Source organism: Rhodococcus sp. NPDC003322, assembly GCF_053589555.1.
In genome coordinates, this window is the sequence record NZ_JBSFSC010000003.1 from 55,493 (window position 1) to 70,768 (window position 15,276).

Sequence of the window (15,276 nt, forward strand, 5' to 3'; positions counted from 1 at the left end):
GTACGACCCGGTATCCGGTTCAATCCGAGAAGATCTCGCGATTGACGGTGTGCAGGTAGGGGATTGCCAGGAATGGGGTGATGTAGAAGATGTCGAAGAGCCACCATCCGATGACCGGGACGACCGTTCCGTCGAAGCGGATGTCGGCGTACATGGTCATGTTGACGATGTAGCCGACCCAGATGACCACGCCGAACCAGCAGGTGACGATCAGCCATTGGTGACCCCACCGCTTCATCTGGAGGAAGGCGATGCCGGCCGCGATCCGCATGGGGAACACGATGAAGATGCAGGCGATCTCCCAGCCCTTCTCGCCGGGGGCGGCGGATCCGCCGATCCACATTTCGTTGTAGTGCCAGAAGTAGCCGTTGTCGACGAAGTTGCCCCAGGCGGTGAAGAACACCCGGTTCAGCAGCGAGTGACTGGCCAGCACGTCCAGGGTCCAGCCGATGCTGTTGAGGAAGGCGTCGAGGATGACCAGGTACCCGATCAGGGTGACCATGATGGGCCGCACCGAGAGGCCGGATTGCTGTGCCTTGCGCTGGAGGTAGAGCCCGCGGAGGAAGATCGGCAGCCCGACGAATCCGAAGACCAGTGTGCCCATGAACGCGGTGCCGATGGTGAGCCAACGATCGGCCTCGCGCTGAGCGGTGCGACTGTCGGTCTCGTGTTCGTCCTGGGTGAGACCTGTCGCCGGCGGACTGCCTGTGGTGACCTTCTCGGAGGTGCGCCGGCGGGTGGTCGGGAAGTTCATGCCGGTGCCCTACCAATCCCGGTGCAGCGACATGTTGAGTTGGATCAGGAACATGGCCAGCAGGAATCCGTACATCGCGATCTGAAAGACGATGAGCGCGCGCTTCCTTCGCCGGTCTTGCTCGTTCATGTCGGTTCTCCTCGAGGTGTCGGGACTGTTCGTGCCGTGGCGATGCGAGACGATCTCTGGGCGTCAATCCGAGAAGATCTCGCGATTGACCGTGTGTAAGTACGGGATTGCCAGGAACGGGGTGATGTAGAAGATGTCGTAGAGCCACCATCCGATGACGGGCAGGATGGTTCCGGTGAAGCGCAGGTCGGCGTAGACGGTCATGTTGGTGATGTAGCCGACCCAGATCACCACACCGAACCAGCAGGTCACCGTCAGCCACTGGTGGCCCCATCGCTTCATCTGCAGGAAGGCGATCGCCGCGGCGACCCGCATCGGGAAGACCACGAAGACACAGGCGATCTCCCAGCCCTTCTCGCCGGGTGCGGCGGATCCGCCGATCCACAACTCGTTGTAGTGCCAGAAGTACCCGTTGTCGGCGTAATTGCCCCAGGCGGTGAAGAAGACGCGGTTGAGGAGCGTGTGGTTGGCGATCAGGTCCAGCGCCCAGCCGACGGTGTTGAGGAAGGCGTCGAGGATGACCAGGTACCCGATCAGGGTGACCATGATCGGCCGGACCGACAGACCCTCCTGCTGTGCCTTGCGCTGCAACCAGACTCCACGAAGAAAGATGGGGAGCCCGAAGAGGCCGAGGACGTAGGTGCCCATCAGTGCGGTGCCTGCAATGAGCCAGTAGTCGGCCCGCCGCTGCGCCGACCGGCTGTCGTCTTCGTGCTCGTCGTAGGTCGGCCCGGTGCGGACCGTGCTCGTCATCGCTGCTCCGCCCCGGCCAGGTGTGCCGCGGCGATCTCGCGAAGCCCCTCGTGGATGGCGCCGTCACTGCTCAGGGGTGCCAGGACGCAGGCCTCGGCCGCTTCCATCTCGCCGGCACCGGCGGCGATCAGCCGTGCCGCGGCCACCAGGACACGGGTCGAGGGTGGTTCGAAGTGGAAGACGTCATCGGCATCACGAATTGTGATGGCGCAGCGGATGAGTCGCTCTGCGACGGCTGCGTCCACTCCCGACTCGGCGACCAGGACGTCGATCTCACGGTCGGGCGGGAGGTAGTCCATGGGCACGGTCACGAACCGCTGGCGAAACGACGGTTTGAGGTCCTTGAGCGAGCTCCGGTAGGCGGGATTGTAGGAGCAGGCGAGCATGAAACTCGTAGGTGCGGGGATGGTTTCGTTGGCGCGGTCGAGGTAGAGGGTGCGCCGGTGGTCGGTGAGCGAGTGCAGGATCGCGAGCGAATCGTGACGGGCCTCGACGACCTCGTCGAGATAGCAGATCGCCCCGGTCCTGACGGCGGTGGTCAGCGGTCCGTCGGTCCACACCACGTCACCGCCGGTGACCATGAAGCGACCGACCAGGTCGGCGCTGGTGAGGTCGTCGTGGCAGCTGATCGTGATCACCGGACGGCCGAGGAGGTGTCCCATGTGCTCGACGAAGCGGGTCTTTCCGCAGCCGGTCGGGCCGGTGAGCATCACCGGCATGTGCTCGGCGTACGCCCACTCGAAGAGCTGAACTTCGTTGCCGCCAGCCAGGTAGAGATCGTCGTTCATTCGGATACCAGCTTTCGATGGATGTGTGCCAGTACTTCCGGGAGGTCGTCCACGTTGCGGATTCGGCGAGACCTGCGGTCCCCGAACACTTCCGGGAGGGGATCGACCCGTACTGGCCCGATGCCGATGTAGTACACGGCGACGCCGGCCTCGTCGGCCTCGTCGAGGGCATGGGAGACGTCGGCCCACGCGTACCGGCCCTCGTATCCCTCGTCCGACATGAGGCCGTCGCCGATGACGATGAGCAGGCGTCGTTCGGACGGTTGATCGAGCAGGCGCCGGGTGAGATGCCGGATCGGTGCGCCGAGGCGGGTGTAGCCGCCTGCGCTCAGGCCCAGGCTGCTCGGGTCGACGAAGTGCGGATCGGCGAAGTCCTTGAGGCAGCTCACCTCCACGCGGTGCCGGGTGTTCCCGGAGAACACGAAGATGCCGTGCTTCTCCCGCGACAGCGTCATCGCTCGCGAGAGCGCGTCCGCGCACGCCAGCTCGGTGCGGAAGGCCCGCCCACCGTTCGTGCTCAGCGATGAGCTCCCGTCGAGGAGCAGCGCGGTGCTGACGTCGCGTGAACTCGGCAGCAGTTCACGAAAGACCCGAGGCTCGTCCGCTTCGCCGGCGCGGGTGTCGATGTAGTGGGACACGTAGCGGTCCACGTCGATGTCGGAGCCGTCGTCGAGGCCCGTGCGCATCGCGCGATGGGTGTGTTCGGCGAACCACCGTCGGATGTCGGGGGACACGGCCGAGACCGGGCTGTTGCGCGTCGGGTACCTGCGCTCGAGCACCGCGACGTGATCGGGCAGGAACTCGTCACGCCACATGTTCCACTCGGGATACGGGATGCCGGCGCGCTGGTCCGGACGGATCTCGATCTCCTCGTTCTCGGGTTTGCTCGGTGGCGGGAGATTGGAGTTGCGCGCACCACCGTCACCGCCGACCGGCACGGACATCAGTCGCTTGGCGTCGGTGCGCGACGACGTCCAGGGCATGCGTCCGTACGCGCGTCGCACCGCAGCGGAGAGTGCACCGCGTGCGGGGGCCCGCAGGGGGAGGTTCCCCAGAACGGGATGACCGTCGATCGGTTTGCGTGAGCGCGCGAGCGACAGGGCCCGCTCGATCATCTCCGCGCCCTCGAGTTCGTGGTCACCGATCTCGAGATGTGGGACGAGGCGCCGGATCTCGGGCAGGAGGCCGGGGAGTCGGTCGGCGATCCAGCCCGCGGCCACGCTGCCCTCGACCAGGGACAGTGCCCCGAGTTGTCGCGGGTCGAGTTGGTGCAGCTCGTACCCTGCGATCCGGTCCTTCGAGGGCGAACACTGCAGGGCCACGCCGCATGTCAGCGTCGATCGCTGCCAGTCCGGTCCGAGTGAGGGGTACGGGACGTTGACGATGCGACGGCTGGGACTCAACCCGAACCCGCGGTGGGGACCGGTCATCAGGCGGACGCCGTCGCGTCGCTGCTCGGAGAAGGCGACCGCGGTGAGCCCGCAGCTCCGCTCGACGGTCAACGCGTGTGAGGTCTCGGCGACGGTCATGGCGCACCGTCCCCGGGGTGCGTGGGTGTGCGGTGCGTTCCGCTCAGAAGGTCCCGATGTTGCGCATGATCCAGTACCAGAACGCGATGACCAGAACCATTACGCCCCAGGCGAATGCGAGTCGAACGATTTCCTGCCACATGACTGTCTCCCTTTCGGTGTGTTGATCGGTTCATCGAGGCTCCAGGCTTCGCAATGTTGTCGTGAGGTAGCTGTTCAGGGTCGACGTGCGCAGTGGTTCCGCGCCCGCGGTGGTGGTGAGCAGGGCGTAGAGGCCGAGGAGGAAGAACGCGGCGCTGTGGTAGGGATCGACGACGATCTCGGCCTCGCCGGAAGCGTCGGCGCGCTGCATCGTGGTGGCGACCAGGACGATGAGAGGGTGGCTGCGCCATTCGTCGGTCAGGGGCCTGGTGGGTGAGAAGTACGACCCGAGAAGGTCTTTGAAGAGCAGTCTTCCGAGGCGCTCCTCGATCGCGACGGTGAGGTCGATGACCTTCTTCAAGATGGCTGTGAGATCTCTTGGAGTGGAGAGGAATTCGCTGAGTTCGCTCGCGATGCGACGCTCTTCGCCTTCCTCGAGTGCCAGGAGGACGTGCTCCCTGGTGGGGAAGTGGAAGTAGAAGGTTCCGCGTGACACGCCTGCGGCCGCGGCGATCGCGGCCAGGTCGGCGTCCGCCATCCCTCGTTCGCTGAACTCGGCCACGGCGGCGTCGAATACCCGCTGTCGGGTCAGGATGCGTTGGGCTTCGCGCCCCGTCGACTCCATGCGATTGCCGGTCATCGTGTTCCCGCACCTTCTGGATTGTCTTCCCGTAAGTGCAACTGGAACGATGATGGCATACTCGTTGACACTTGTCAGTGAAAACTGGGAACCGGGCAGAGCGCGTTCGATCGGCGCGCGGGGTGACGCGTCAGGCGAGGTGGGCCCGAGGGGTGGCGGCCGCAGATCGACGAGCGGATCGGCGCGGGCGACAGAAAGGGGGTACGAAACGAGAAAGGCCCCCGACCGGAGTCGGGGGCCTTTCTTCGGGGTGACCGACGGGACTCGAACCCGCGACAGCCAGGATCACAACCTGGTGCTCTACCAACTGAACTACGGTCACCATCGCTTCCCACGCGCCGCCCTTGCGGGCTGTGCGTCAGCAGCGTGGACGATACTAGCGTGTCCGGAGCTCGGAATGCCAATCGGCGTCTATTCGGCGACCAGATCCTTGACGACGGCGGCAATGTCGCTGGTAGACGGGCCGGGGTCGGCGACGAACGCGGTGCGCCGGTAGTACTGCAGTTCCCGGATCGACTCCTTGATGTCGGCGAGGGCGCGGTGCGCCAGACCCTTCTCGGGCTGACCGAAGTAGATCCGCGGGTACCAGCGTCGGCACAGTTCCTTGATCGAGGAGACGTCGATCATCCGGTAGTGCAGGTACTCGTCGAGCTGCGGCATGTCGCGGGCGATGAAGCCGCGGTCGGTGGCGATGGAGTTGCCGCACAGCGGGGCGGTGCCGGGGTTGGGAATGTGCTCGCGGATGTAGGCGAGGACCTGCCGCTCGGCCTCCTCGAGCGTGACGGTCGAGGCGCGGACCTCGTCGGTCAGGCCCGACTTGGCATGCATCTCCTGCACGACCTCGGGCATGTCCGCGAGGGCCGCGTCGTCGGCGTGGATGACGATGTCCACGCCCTCGCCGAGGATGTTCAGTTCGCTGTCGGTGACGAGCGCCGCCACCTCGATCAGCTTGTCGGTACCGAGCCGCAGCCCGGTCATTTCGCAATCGATCCACACAAGTTTGTCCTGCACAAGCATCCACAGTAGTCAGGGCGGTCTCGGATAGGGTTCGCGGTGGAGCCAAGTCGGGTGGGAATGCGATCGAGGAGGAGCGGATGACGGTGGACCCGGGGTCGGACGCGGCCGCGCTGGCGGAGCGGGCGGCGGCCGCGAAGGCGGCGGCGGAGGAGGCGGCCCGGGTCGCGGCGGAAGCGGCCGCAGCCGCCGAGGCGGCCGCGAAGGCGGCGGCGGAGGCGGAGGGTGCGCAGCCACAGGCGCAGCAGCCCGAGGCCGGTGCGGTGCGGGGCGCCGCCCAGGAGATCGCCGCGGGCTACTCCTTCGAGGGCGGCGCACTGGAGTTGGGCACCGTCGTCGTGGACGGGGTCGTGGACTCGACTGCGCGGGTCCGGATCCCGCTGGCCACCCTGAACCGGCACGGCCTGGTCGCGGGTGCCACCGGCACCGGCAAGACCAAGACGCTGCAGGGTATCTGCGAACAGCTCTCCGCCGCCGGGGTGCCGGTGGTGATGGCCGACGTCAAGGGTGACGTGTCCGGCCTGTCCGCGGCCGGCGAGGCGAGCGAGAAGATGGCCGCGCGCGCGATCGAGACCGGCATCACGGACTGGGCGCCGACCGCGTTCCCGACGGAGTTCGTCTCCCTCGGCACCGAGGGCATCGGGGTGCCGATCCGGGCGACCATCACCAGCTTCGGGCCGATCCTGCTCAGCAAGGTGCTCGGACTCAACGACACGCAGGAGTCCACGCTCGGCCTGATCTTCCACTGGGCCGACACCCAGGGACTGGCGCTGCTCGACCTGAAGGATCTGCGGTCCGTCATCGCGCACCTGACCTCCGACGAGGGCAAGGCCGACCTCAAGGGCATCGGCGGCGTGTCCTCGGCGACCGCGGGAGTCATCCTGCGCGCGCTGGTCAATCTCGAGGCCGACGGCGGCGACACCTTCTTCGGCGAACCGGAGTTCGACACCGCGGATCTGCTCCGCGTCGGTCCGGACGGCAGGGGCGTCATCACGCTGTTCGAGCTGGGCGCCCAGGCGGCACGGCCGGCGATGTTCTCGACGTTCCTGATGTGGGTGCTGGCCGACCTGTTCCAGACGCTGCCCGAGGTCGGCGACGTCGACAAGCCCAAACTCGTGTTCGTGTTCGACGAGGCGCACCTGCTGTTCGCGGACGCGTCGAAGGCGTTCCTCCAGCAGGTCGAGCAGACCGTGAAACTGATCCGGTCCAAGGGCGTCGGAGTCTTCTTCTGCACCCAGTTGCCGACGGACGTGCCGAACGCGGTGCTCTCGCAGCTCGGCGCCCGGATCCAGCACGCGCTGCGTGCGTTCACCCCGGACGATCAGAAGGCGCTGAACAAGACCGTCCGCACCTACCCGAAGACCGAGCACTACGACCTGGAGAAGGCGCTGACCTCGCTGGGGACGGGCGAGGCGATTGTCACGGTGCTCTCGGAGAAGGGCGCGCCGACGCCGGTGGCGTGGGCGAAGATCCCGCCGCCGCGGTCGCTGATGGACACGATCGGCGAGGACGCCGTCCGTGCGGCCGCCGCGGCGAGCCCGCTGCAGGCGAAGTACGGCGCCACACTCGACCGGGAGTCCGCCTACGAGCTGCTGACCGCGCGGTTGGCGGCCCCGACGGACCCGCTGCCGGACCTGCCGCCGGCGCTGCCGGATCTTCCGGACCTGCCGCCGCCTGCCCCGGACGAGCCGAGCGCGGTGGAGAAGATCCTGCAGAACTCCGCGGTCAAGAGCTTCCTGAGGTCGGCCGCGACCGTCGCGGGCCGGGAGATCTCCCGCTCGATCTTCGGCACCGGCCGCCGCAAGCGCTGACGCGGCCTGTGCGCCTTTCCGATGGCGGGACCCGCCAGGAGGGCGCACAGGCGGTGCAGCCGCCTACGGCAACAGGCGGGGGACGACCTTGCCGGCGGCGTTGCGGGGCAGTTCGTCGAGGAAGGTCACGTCGCGGGGCACGCAGAACCGGGTCAGGTGTGACCGCACGTGGTCGCGGACGCCGTCGGTGGTCAGCGCGGACCCGTCCGTGTCGGTGGTTCGCACGACGTACGCCGCGAGGCGCGCACCGAACTCCGGGTCGTCGACCCCGATCACCGCGGCTTCGAGAACGCCGGGCAGCTCACTGAGCAGGTTCTCCACCTCGCGTGGGTAGACGTTCTCGCCGCCGGAGACGATCATGTCGTCGCTGCGGCCGTCGAGGAACAGCAGGCCCTCGTCGTCGAAGTGGCCGACGTCGCCGGTCGACATCATCCCGTCGACGACCTCCTTCTCGCCGCCGGCCCGGGTGTAGCCCTCGAAGAGCATCCCGTTGCCGACGAACACCCGTCCGACGGTGCCTGCGGGGACCTCGGTGCCGGTCTCGTCGAGGATGCGCACCGTGGTGCCGAGGGGTGGCCGCCCCGCGGTGTTCGGATGCCGGAGCAGTTCGTCGGGCTGCGCGATCGACGCCCAGCTCACCTCGGTGGAGCCGTAGAAGTTGTAGAGCACCGGACCGAACACGTCGAACGTCTTGTGCACGACGCCGGTCGGGATGGCGGAACCGCTGGCGGCGATCACCCGCAGGGACGCGAGGTCGACGTCGCGCTGATCCTTGGGGAGGTCCGTGATCCGCTGCAGCATCGTGGGGACCACCCACAGGGTGTCGGCTCGGTGGTGGGAGACGGATTCGACGGTGGCCGCGGGCTCGAAGCGGCGGGTCAGCACCATGGTCGAGCGCAGCGCGAGCGCGAGCTGGGTCCCGGCCAGGCCCCAGGTGTGGAAGATCGGTGACGCGATCACCGTGACGCCGTTGCTGCGCAGCGGCAGCCGCGACAGTACCGCGGACGCCGGCATCCAGTTGCGCGGCTCGGGGCGGGAGGCGCCCTTGGGAGTGCCGGTGGTGCCGGAGGTGAGCACGACCAGCCGACCGCGTCGCGGCCGTCTCGGCAGGGCCAGTGCGCTGCCGCCGCGGCCGTCCTCGAGGAGGCCCTCGAACCGGGCCCAGCCCTCGGCGCCGTCGCCGCCGTCGGTCGCGTCAGGGTCCTCGAACACCGCGACCCGCAACGTCGAGTCCGGGATCAGGGGTGTGAATTCGGGGTCGACGAGCAGCCAGTCCAGCTTCTGTTCCGCGACGATCTCGGCGAGCTGGGCCGCGGACGCGCCGGTGTTGAGCAGCACCAGGTCGGTGCCGAGCCGGGCCGCCGCGCCCATCGCGGTGACGAAGCCACGATGGTTGCGGGCCAGGACCCCGATGCGGCCGCGCTCGCGCAGGCCGCGGTCGTGCAGGGCCAGTGCGAGGGCTTCGGCGTCGGCGTCGAGTTGCCGGTAGGTGACCGGGCCGCGGTCGTCGACGACCGCCACCCGGTCTCCGTCGCGGCGGGCGGCGGAGGCGAGCAGGCCGCCGGCGGTGAAGTCCCACTGGTACCAGGCGGAGGCGACGCCGGGGAGGGCGCTCGGGGCGATCGGTCCGACGATGCCGGCCTTCGTGATCGGAATCAGGCCCTTGATCAGGTCTGTTGCTCTGGAAAGGCGCGGCATGCGGGCGGGTCCTCCTGGGGTCGTGGCGCGACTCGCCCCAACTTACTTGCCGGTAAGGACTGGCGCCAGGGGCAGAGTGCTACAGACCTGCCTCGCGACGCATCAGATCGTCCAGCGTCTCGCGGCGGATCAGCTCGCGCACGGAGCCCCCGGCTACCGCAACGACCGGCGGGCGCCCCACGGAGTTGTACGACGACGCCATGCTGTGGTGGTAGGCGCCGGTCACCGGCACGGCCAGCACGTCGCCGGGTCGTACGTCCGCGGGGAGTGCCGCGTCCTTCACAATCTCGTCACCGGACTCGCAGTGCCGTCCCGCGACGGTCGCGACCATGTCCGGCGCGGTCGAGTGCCGATTGGCCAGCGTCACGGTGTAATGCGCGCCGTACAGTCCGACGCGCGGATTGTCGCTCATGCCGCCGTCGACGCCGACGAAGGTCCGGCCGCCCTCGACCCGCTTGACCGACAGCACGCGGTACACGGTCACCCCGGCCCGCCCGACGATCGCCCGGCCCGGTTCGAGGGTGATCCGCGGTCGCGGGAAGTGGTGCCGGGCGCAGGCGTCGTCGAGGGCGTCCTCGATGGTCGCGGAGAGCGCCGTCGGGTCCAGGCACGGATCGCCGGCGGTGTACGAGATGCCGTGTCCGCCACCGAGGTCCAGTTGGGTCAGGATGGTGCCGTGATCCAGCCGGATCTGTGCCATCTCGGCGATCATCCGGTCGACGGCGATCCCGTAGCAGTCGGCGTCGGTGATCTGGGAGCCCAGATGGCAGTGCAGGCCGATCAGGTTCAGTCGTGGGTGGCCCAGCACCCGCCGGACCGCTTCGTCCGCCTGGCCGTGCGCGAGGGGGAAGCCGAACTTCTGGTCGTCGACCCCGGTGGTGACGGCGCGGTGGGTGTGCGCGTCGATGCCGGGTGTCACCCGGACCAGGACGTTCTGGCGGTGCGCGGACGACGCGGCCAGCAGCGTGATCTCGGCGGCCGAGTCGACGACGATCCGCCCGACTCCGGCCGCGCGGGCCGCGGACAGGTCGGCGGCGGTCTTGACGTTGCCGTGCAGGATGATTCGGCGCGGATCGACACCGGCGGACAGTGCGATCGCGAGTTCGCCTGCCGAGCACACGTCGAGCGCGAGGCCTTCCTCGGCGACCCACGCGGCCACTGCCCGGGTCAGTAGGGCCTTGCCTGCGTACGCGATCTCGGCCTCGGGGAAGGTCTCGCGATAGACCCGGCAGCGATGCCGGACGTCGCGTTCGTCGAGGATGTAGGTCGGTGTGCCGAACCGGTCGGCGATGTCGGCGATCGCAACTCCGCCGACGGTGATCCGGCCGAGTTCGTCGACGTGGGTGGTGGTCGGCCACAGGGTGGGGTCGAGTCGCGGGGTCATCGCCGAGCGCAGCGACGGCAGGATGTCGAGCAGGGTCACGGTGGGCTCCTGAAGGTGGGTTACACCCTCCGGAGTACTCGCCCGCGCCGTGTCCGTCGCAGTCCCTGACGGGGTCTTGACGCCGCCCGCAACGGGTTTGACGCCGGGCTGACGGTCGGGGGCGCATCCGGTGCGCACGGCGGATCGCGGTCGGTGCCACTGACGAGCGGCTTCACACGCTTCCGATGGCGACGTCGATGAGGGTTTGCGCCGCCGCATGCGCGTGCTCGGCCGCGCTCGGGTCTCCGGAGATGGCTGCCGTCGTCTGGGCGCCCTCGGCCAGCAGTACGAGCTGCGCGGCCAGGGTGGGCGGACCCCCGATCTCGTGCACGAGTTCGTCGACGGTCGCCTGGAACGACGCTTTCTGGGCGCGGATGGCGGCCGCGACGGCCGGATCGGTGCGCCCCAGCTCGCCGTAGGCGTTGATGAATCCGCAGCCGTGGAAGTCGTCGGTGCAGAACCACTGGTGCAGGTAGTCGTACACGGCGAGCAGCCGGTCGCGTGGGCTGTCCTGTTCGCTGAGGAACGCGCCGAGGTCGCGTTCCCATCGTGCCCGCTTGTGATCGAGGACCGCCAGGACGAGGTCGGCCTTGGAGGGGAACTCCTGGTACAGCCGCTTCAGGGGAACCCCGGCGGCCGTGCGCAACTCGTCCATGCCGACCGCGGCGTAGCCCTTCTCGTAGTAGAGCCGGTCGGCGGTCTCCAGGATGCGGTCGCGCGGGTCCTCTGCGTTCATGTGACCAGAATACTTGCCACGAGAACGAACGTTCTCTATTCTCTCGAACATCGGGAGAACGGTCGTTCTCCCACGAAGAGAAATGAGCGGACATGGGCTTCGTCACCGTTGGTACCGAGAACAGCACTCCGATCGATCTCTACTACGAGGACCACGGGTCCGGGCAGGCTGTCGTGCTGATCCACGGCTACCCGCTCGACGGCTCCAGCTGGGAGAAGCAGACCCGCGCCCTGCTCGACGCCGGCTATCGCGTCGTCACCTACGACCGCCGCGGATTCGGGCAGTCCAGCAAGGTCACCACCGGCTACGACTACGACACGTTCGCCGCCGACCTGAACGCGGTGCTCACGACGCTCGACCTGACGGACGTCATCCTCGTCGGGTTCTCGATGGGCACCGGTGAATTGGCCCGCTACGTCGGTAAGTACGGGCACGAGCGCGTCGCGAAGCTCGCCTTCCTCGCGTCGCTCGAGCCGTTCCTCGTTCGGCGTGACGACAACCCGACGGGCGTGCCGCAGGACGTGTTCGACGGGATCGAAGCCGCCGCGAAGGCCGATCGGTTCGCCTGGTTCACGCAGTTCTACAAGGACTTCTACAACCTGGACGAGAACCTGGGTACCCGGATCAGCCAGGAGGCCGTCACGGCGAGCTGGAACACGGCGACCCGCTCCGCGCCGGTGGCCGCCCACGCGGTCGTTCCGACGTGGATCGAGGACTTCCGGCAGGACGTGGCTGCCGTGCGTGCGAGCGCCAAGCCGGCACTGATCCTGCACGGCACCGCGGACAACATCCTGCCGATCGACTCGACCGGCCGTCCGTTCCACGAGGCGCTCCCGGAGGCCGAGTACGTCGAGATCGAGGGGGCGCCGCACGGTCTGCTGTGGACGCACGCCGACGAGGTCACCGAGGCGCTGCTGAAGTTCGTGCGCGGCTGACCTGCCGCTGTTCACCGTGTCGGCCCGGGGACGCCGGGCCGACACGGTCGGCTAGCCGCCGAGCTTCTTGTAGAAGGTGCCCACGACCGGGGCGATGACGGCGCGGGGGGAATAACCGCCTGCCACGGACATGCCCTTGCTCAGGATGCCGGGCACGACGCGCATCTTGTTCTTCGCCAGCGCGTCGAGGGACAGCTTGGCGGTGTACTCGCTGGAGATCCACAGGAAGTCCGGGACGAGCCGGTCCACGATCGACGCCTCGGCGGGGTCCGGGGTCTCGGTCCGCACCGGGCCCGGAGCCAGCAGCGTGACATGCACACCCGAGTCCTTCAGTTCGCCGCGCAGCGACTCGGAGAAGGTGTTCACGAACGCCTTCGTCGCTGCGTAGGTGGCGTTGTTCGGAATCGGCATGTTGCCTGCGGCCGAACCCACCATCAGGATGCCGCCCGACCTGCGCGCCAGCATCCCCGGCAGCACCGCGAGGGTGAGGTCGTGCACCGCAACGGCATTGAGCTCGACCTGCGCGCGTTCGTACGCCGGGTCCAGTTCCGCGACCGGTCCGAAGGTGGCGATTCCCGCGTTGTTGCACAGGATCGAGATCTCCCGGCCGGCCAGCTCCTCGACCAGCGGTGCACGTCGGTCCCGGTCGGCCAGGTCCACCGCGCGGACCTCGACGGTGACGCCGTGCGCGTCGGACAGCTTCGCGGCAAGCGCGTCGAGCAGGTCCTCACGGCGGGCGACGAGGATCAGGGAGTGGCCCCGGGCGGCCAACTCGGTGGCCAGCGCCTCGCCGATTCCGGAGGAGGCGCCGGTCACGACCGCGCGGGCGTCGGGGGTTGGGGTAGGCAGGCTCACGGCGCTCAGGCTAGTGCCTACAGCGTCGCGGCGAGCCGGGTGCCCTGCTCGATCGCCCGCTTGGCGTCGAGTTCGGCGGCGACGTCGGCGCCGCCGATCACGTGGACAGGGACGCCCGCGGCGGTCAGGCCGGCTTCGAGGTCGCGCACCGACTCCTGCCCGGCGCAGACGACCACGTTGTCGACCGCGATCGTCCGCGGGCGTTCGCGCTTCTCCCCGAAGCTGATGTGCAGGCCCTCGTCGTCGATGCGTTCGTAGTTGACGCCCGAGATCTGTTGCACGCCCTTCTTCTTCAGCGCGGCGCGGTGGACCCAGCCGGAGGTCTTGCCGAGCCCGGCGCCGATCGGGGTGGACTTGCGTTGCAGCAGGTACACCTGACGCGGCGACGGCGCGACGACCGGTTCGGTCAGTGCTCCGGGCGCGGACTCGTCGTGGGTGACGCCCCACTCCCGGTTCCACTCGGCCAGATCCACGGCGGGGGAGTGCGCGTGGGTGAGGTACTCGGAGACGTCGACGCCGATGCCGCCTGCGCCGATCACCGCGACCGTCGACCCGACCGGTTTCCCGTCGCGCACGAGTTCCGCGTACGACAGCACGCTCGGGTGGTCGATGCCGGGGATCGACGGGATGCGCGGGGTGACGCCGGTGGCCAGCACCACCTCGTCGTAACCGCCGTCGACGAGGGTCTTCGCGTCGACGCGGGTGTTCAGGTGCACCTTGGCGCCCGCGACCTCGAGGCTGCGGGTGTAGTAGCGCACCGTCTCGGCGAACTCCTCCTTGCCGGGGATCCGGCGGGCGATCGCGAACTGGCCGCCGACCTCGGTGCCGGCCTCGAAGAGGTTCACCTCGTGGCCGCGCTGTGCGAGGTTCAGTGCCGCGGACAGTCCGGCCGGGCCTGCCCCGACGACGGCGATCGACTTTCGGCGCCGGGTGGGGGAGAGCACCAGTTCGGTCTCGCGTCCGGCGCGCGGGTTGAGCAGGCAGGAGACGCGCTTGTTCGCGAACGCGTGGTCCAGGCACGCCTGGTTGCAGGCGATGCAGGTGTTGATCTCGTCGCTGCGGTCGGCGGCCGCCTTGTTCACCCACTCCGGGTCGGCGAGCAGCGGCCGGGCCGCCGAGACCAGTTGCGCGTCGCCGCGGGCCAGGATCTCCTCGGCGGTCTCGGGCATGTTGATCCGGTTGGACGCGCACACCGGGATGCTCACCTCGCGGGCGAGGCGTTCGGTGAACGACGTGAACGCGGCCCTCGGCACGGAGGTGACGATGGTCGGGACGCGTGCCTCGTGCCAGCCGATGTCGGTGTTCAGGATCGTCGTGCCCGCGTCCTCGAGTTCCTTTGCGAGGGTGACGATCTCGCTCCAGGTTTGCCCCTTCTCGACGAGATCCGCCATCGACAGCCGGAACAGGATGACGAAGTTCTCGCCGACGGCGGCGCGGGTGCGGCGCACGATCTCCACCGCGATGCGGCGGCGGTTCTCGGGCGAGCCGCCCCATTCGTCGGTGCGCCGGTTGGTGCGCTCGGCGAGGAACTGGTTGAGGAAGTAGCCTTCGCCGCCCATGATCTCGACGCCGTCGTACCCGGCTTCCTGCGCCAGTCGGGCGCAGCGGACGTAGTCGTCGATCGTGGACTCGATGCCGCGTCGGGTCAGTGCGCGCGGCCGGAACGGGTTGATGGGGGCCTTGATCGACGACGCCGACACGCTCAGCGGCTGGTAGGAGTACCGCCCGGCGTGCAGGATCTGCAGCGCGATCTTGCCGCCCTCGGCGTGCACGGCGTCGGTGATCTCCCGGTGCCGGGCCGCCTGCTTGCGGGTGATCAGATCGGCGCCGAAGGGCAACAGCCAACCGGTGCGGTTGGGGGCGTAGCCGCCGGTGACGATCAGTCCGACACCGCCGCGGGCGCGTTCGGCGAAGTACGCGGCCAGCTTCGGGACGTCGCGGGTGCGGTCCTCCAGCCCGGTGTGCATCGAACCCATCACCACCCGATTGCGCAGGGTGGTGAATCCGAGGTCCAGCGGGGACATCAGGTGCGGGTACGGAGTGGTCACGGGTGGGCCTTCCATCGGACGG

The 15,276-nt window shown here is 68.6% G+C and carries 13 protein-coding genes and 1 tRNA gene; 2 read left to right on the forward strand and 12 right to left on the reverse strand.

Annotated elements, in window-relative coordinates:
- Positions 1–19: 19 nt before the first annotated feature.
- The 7 genes from ACWDUM_RS12495 to orn all read right to left on the reverse strand — a co-directional run bounded on the left by ACWDUM_RS12495 (position 20) and on the right by orn (position 5,745).
- Positions 20–754 (reverse strand): hypothetical protein, encoded by a 735-nt coding sequence (locus tag ACWDUM_RS12495; RefSeq protein ID WP_450134240.1) that lies wholly within the window; start codon positions 752–754, stop codon positions 20–22.
- Between the two features lie 192 nt (positions 755–946).
- A complete protein-coding gene (locus tag ACWDUM_RS12500; protein WP_450115866.1) occupies positions 947–1,636 on the reverse strand; it encodes a hypothetical protein in 690 nt (229 codons plus the stop codon).
- Entirely contained in the window at positions 1,633–2,424 is a 792-nt protein-coding gene (locus tag ACWDUM_RS12505) for an AAA family ATPase (RefSeq protein ID WP_450134241.1), read from the reverse strand. The genes ACWDUM_RS12500 and ACWDUM_RS12505 overlap by 4 nt, the downstream gene beginning before the upstream one ends.
- Positions 2,421–3,953 (reverse strand): VWA domain-containing protein, encoded by a 1,533-nt coding sequence (locus tag ACWDUM_RS12510; RefSeq protein ID WP_450134242.1) that lies wholly within the window; start codon positions 3,951–3,953, stop codon positions 2,421–2,423. Before ACWDUM_RS12510 ends, ACWDUM_RS12505 begins: the two co-directional genes overlap by 4 nt.
- Before the next feature lie 172 nt (positions 3,954–4,125).
- Positions 4,126–4,734 carry a TetR family transcriptional regulator gene (locus tag ACWDUM_RS12515; RefSeq protein ID WP_450134243.1) on the reverse strand — a complete coding sequence of 203 codons (609 nt, stop codon included), beginning with the start codon at positions 4,732–4,734 and terminating at the stop codon, positions 4,126–4,128.
- Positions 4,735–4,983: 249 nt separating this feature from the next.
- A tRNA-His gene (locus ACWDUM_RS12520) sits at positions 4,984–5,056 on the reverse strand.
- A gap of 89 nt (positions 5,057–5,145) precedes the next feature.
- Positions 5,146–5,745, reverse strand: coding sequence for an oligoribonuclease (orn, locus tag ACWDUM_RS12525; RefSeq protein ID WP_450134244.1), 600 nt, complete (start codon positions 5,743–5,745; stop codon positions 5,146–5,148).
- An 83-nt stretch (positions 5,746–5,828) separates the two neighbouring features.
- Between orn and ACWDUM_RS12530 the strand changes: the two genes are divergently transcribed.
- Complete coding sequence (locus ACWDUM_RS12530) at positions 5,829–7,559, forward strand: helicase HerA-like domain-containing protein (protein WP_450134245.1); 1,731 nt, start codon at positions 5,829–5,831, stop codon at positions 7,557–7,559.
- A gap of 63 nt (positions 7,560–7,622) precedes the next feature.
- Here ACWDUM_RS12530 and ACWDUM_RS12535 read toward each other — a convergent pair whose 3' ends face one another.
- From ACWDUM_RS12535 to ACWDUM_RS12545, 3 genes are all read right to left on the reverse strand, one after another.
- The gene (locus tag ACWDUM_RS12535; RefSeq protein ID WP_450134246.1) at positions 7,623–9,257 is read right to left on the reverse strand and encodes an AMP-binding protein; all 1,635 of its coding nucleotides are present in this window, start codon (positions 9,255–9,257) and stop codon (positions 7,623–7,625) included.
- 79 nt (positions 9,258–9,336) lie between these two features.
- Entirely contained in the window at positions 9,337–10,680 is a 1,344-nt protein-coding gene (gene lysA, locus ACWDUM_RS12540) for a diaminopimelate decarboxylase (RefSeq protein WP_450134247.1), read from the reverse strand.
- A 172-nt stretch (positions 10,681–10,852) separates the two neighbouring features.
- On the reverse strand, positions 10,853–11,416 hold the full coding sequence (locus ACWDUM_RS12545; protein ID WP_450134248.1) for a TetR/AcrR family transcriptional regulator: 564 nt from the start codon (positions 11,414–11,416) through the stop codon (positions 10,853–10,855).
- Between the two features lie 92 nt (positions 11,417–11,508).
- Between ACWDUM_RS12545 and ACWDUM_RS12550 the strand changes: the two genes are divergently transcribed.
- Positions 11,509–12,351, forward strand: coding sequence for an alpha/beta fold hydrolase (locus tag ACWDUM_RS12550; RefSeq protein WP_450115875.1), 843 nt, complete (start codon positions 11,509–11,511; stop codon positions 12,349–12,351).
- Positions 12,352–12,402: 51 nt separating this feature from the next.
- Here ACWDUM_RS12550 and cmrA read toward each other — a convergent pair whose 3' ends face one another.
- Together cmrA and ACWDUM_RS12560 are read right to left on the reverse strand one after the other, a co-directional pair.
- Positions 12,403–13,206, reverse strand: coding sequence for a mycolate reductase (cmrA, locus tag ACWDUM_RS12555; RefSeq protein ID WP_450134249.1), 804 nt, complete (start codon positions 13,204–13,206; stop codon positions 12,403–12,405).
- A 17-nt stretch (positions 13,207–13,223) separates the two neighbouring features.
- Positions 13,224–15,230, reverse strand: a complete 2,007-nt coding sequence (locus ACWDUM_RS12560; RefSeq protein ID WP_450134723.1) for an oxidoreductase — start codon at positions 15,228–15,230, stop codon at positions 13,224–13,226.
- Positions 15,231–15,276: the final 46 nt, after the last annotated feature.

Coding starts and splice junctions, on each gene's coding strand:
- ACWDUM_RS12530 (WP_450134245.1), top strand. CDS start 5,829: ATGACGGTGGACCCGGGGTCGGACGCGGCCGCGCTGGCGGAGCGGGCG.
- ACWDUM_RS12500 (WP_450115866.1), bottom strand. CDS start 1,636: ATGACGAGCACGGTCCGCACCGGGCCGACCTACGACGAGCACGAAGAC.
- ACWDUM_RS12550 (WP_450115875.1), top strand. CDS start 11,509: ATGGGCTTCGTCACCGTTGGTACCGAGAACAGCACTCCGATCGATCTC.
- ACWDUM_RS12515 (WP_450134243.1), bottom strand. CDS start 4,734: ATGACCGGCAATCGCATGGAGTCGACGGGGCGCGAAGCCCAACGCATC.
- ACWDUM_RS12505 (WP_450134241.1), bottom strand. CDS start 2,424: ATGAACGACGATCTCTACCTGGCTGGCGGCAACGAAGTTCAGCTCTTC.
- ACWDUM_RS12495 (WP_450134240.1), bottom strand. CDS start 754: ATGAACTTCCCGACCACCCGCCGGCGCACCTCCGAGAAGGTCACCACA.
- ACWDUM_RS12535 (WP_450134246.1), bottom strand. CDS start 9,257: ATGCCGCGCCTTTCCAGAGCAACAGACCTGATCAAGGGCCTGATTCCG.
- ACWDUM_RS12510 (WP_450134242.1), bottom strand. CDS start 3,953: ATGACCGTCGCCGAGACCTCACACGCGTTGACCGTCGAGCGGAGCTGC.
- ACWDUM_RS12545 (WP_450134248.1), bottom strand. CDS start 11,416: ATGAACGCAGAGGACCCGCGCGACCGCATCCTGGAGACCGCCGACCGG.
- ACWDUM_RS12560 (WP_450134723.1), bottom strand. CDS start 15,230: ATGTCCCCGCTGGACCTCGGATTCACCACCCTGCGCAATCGGGTGGTG.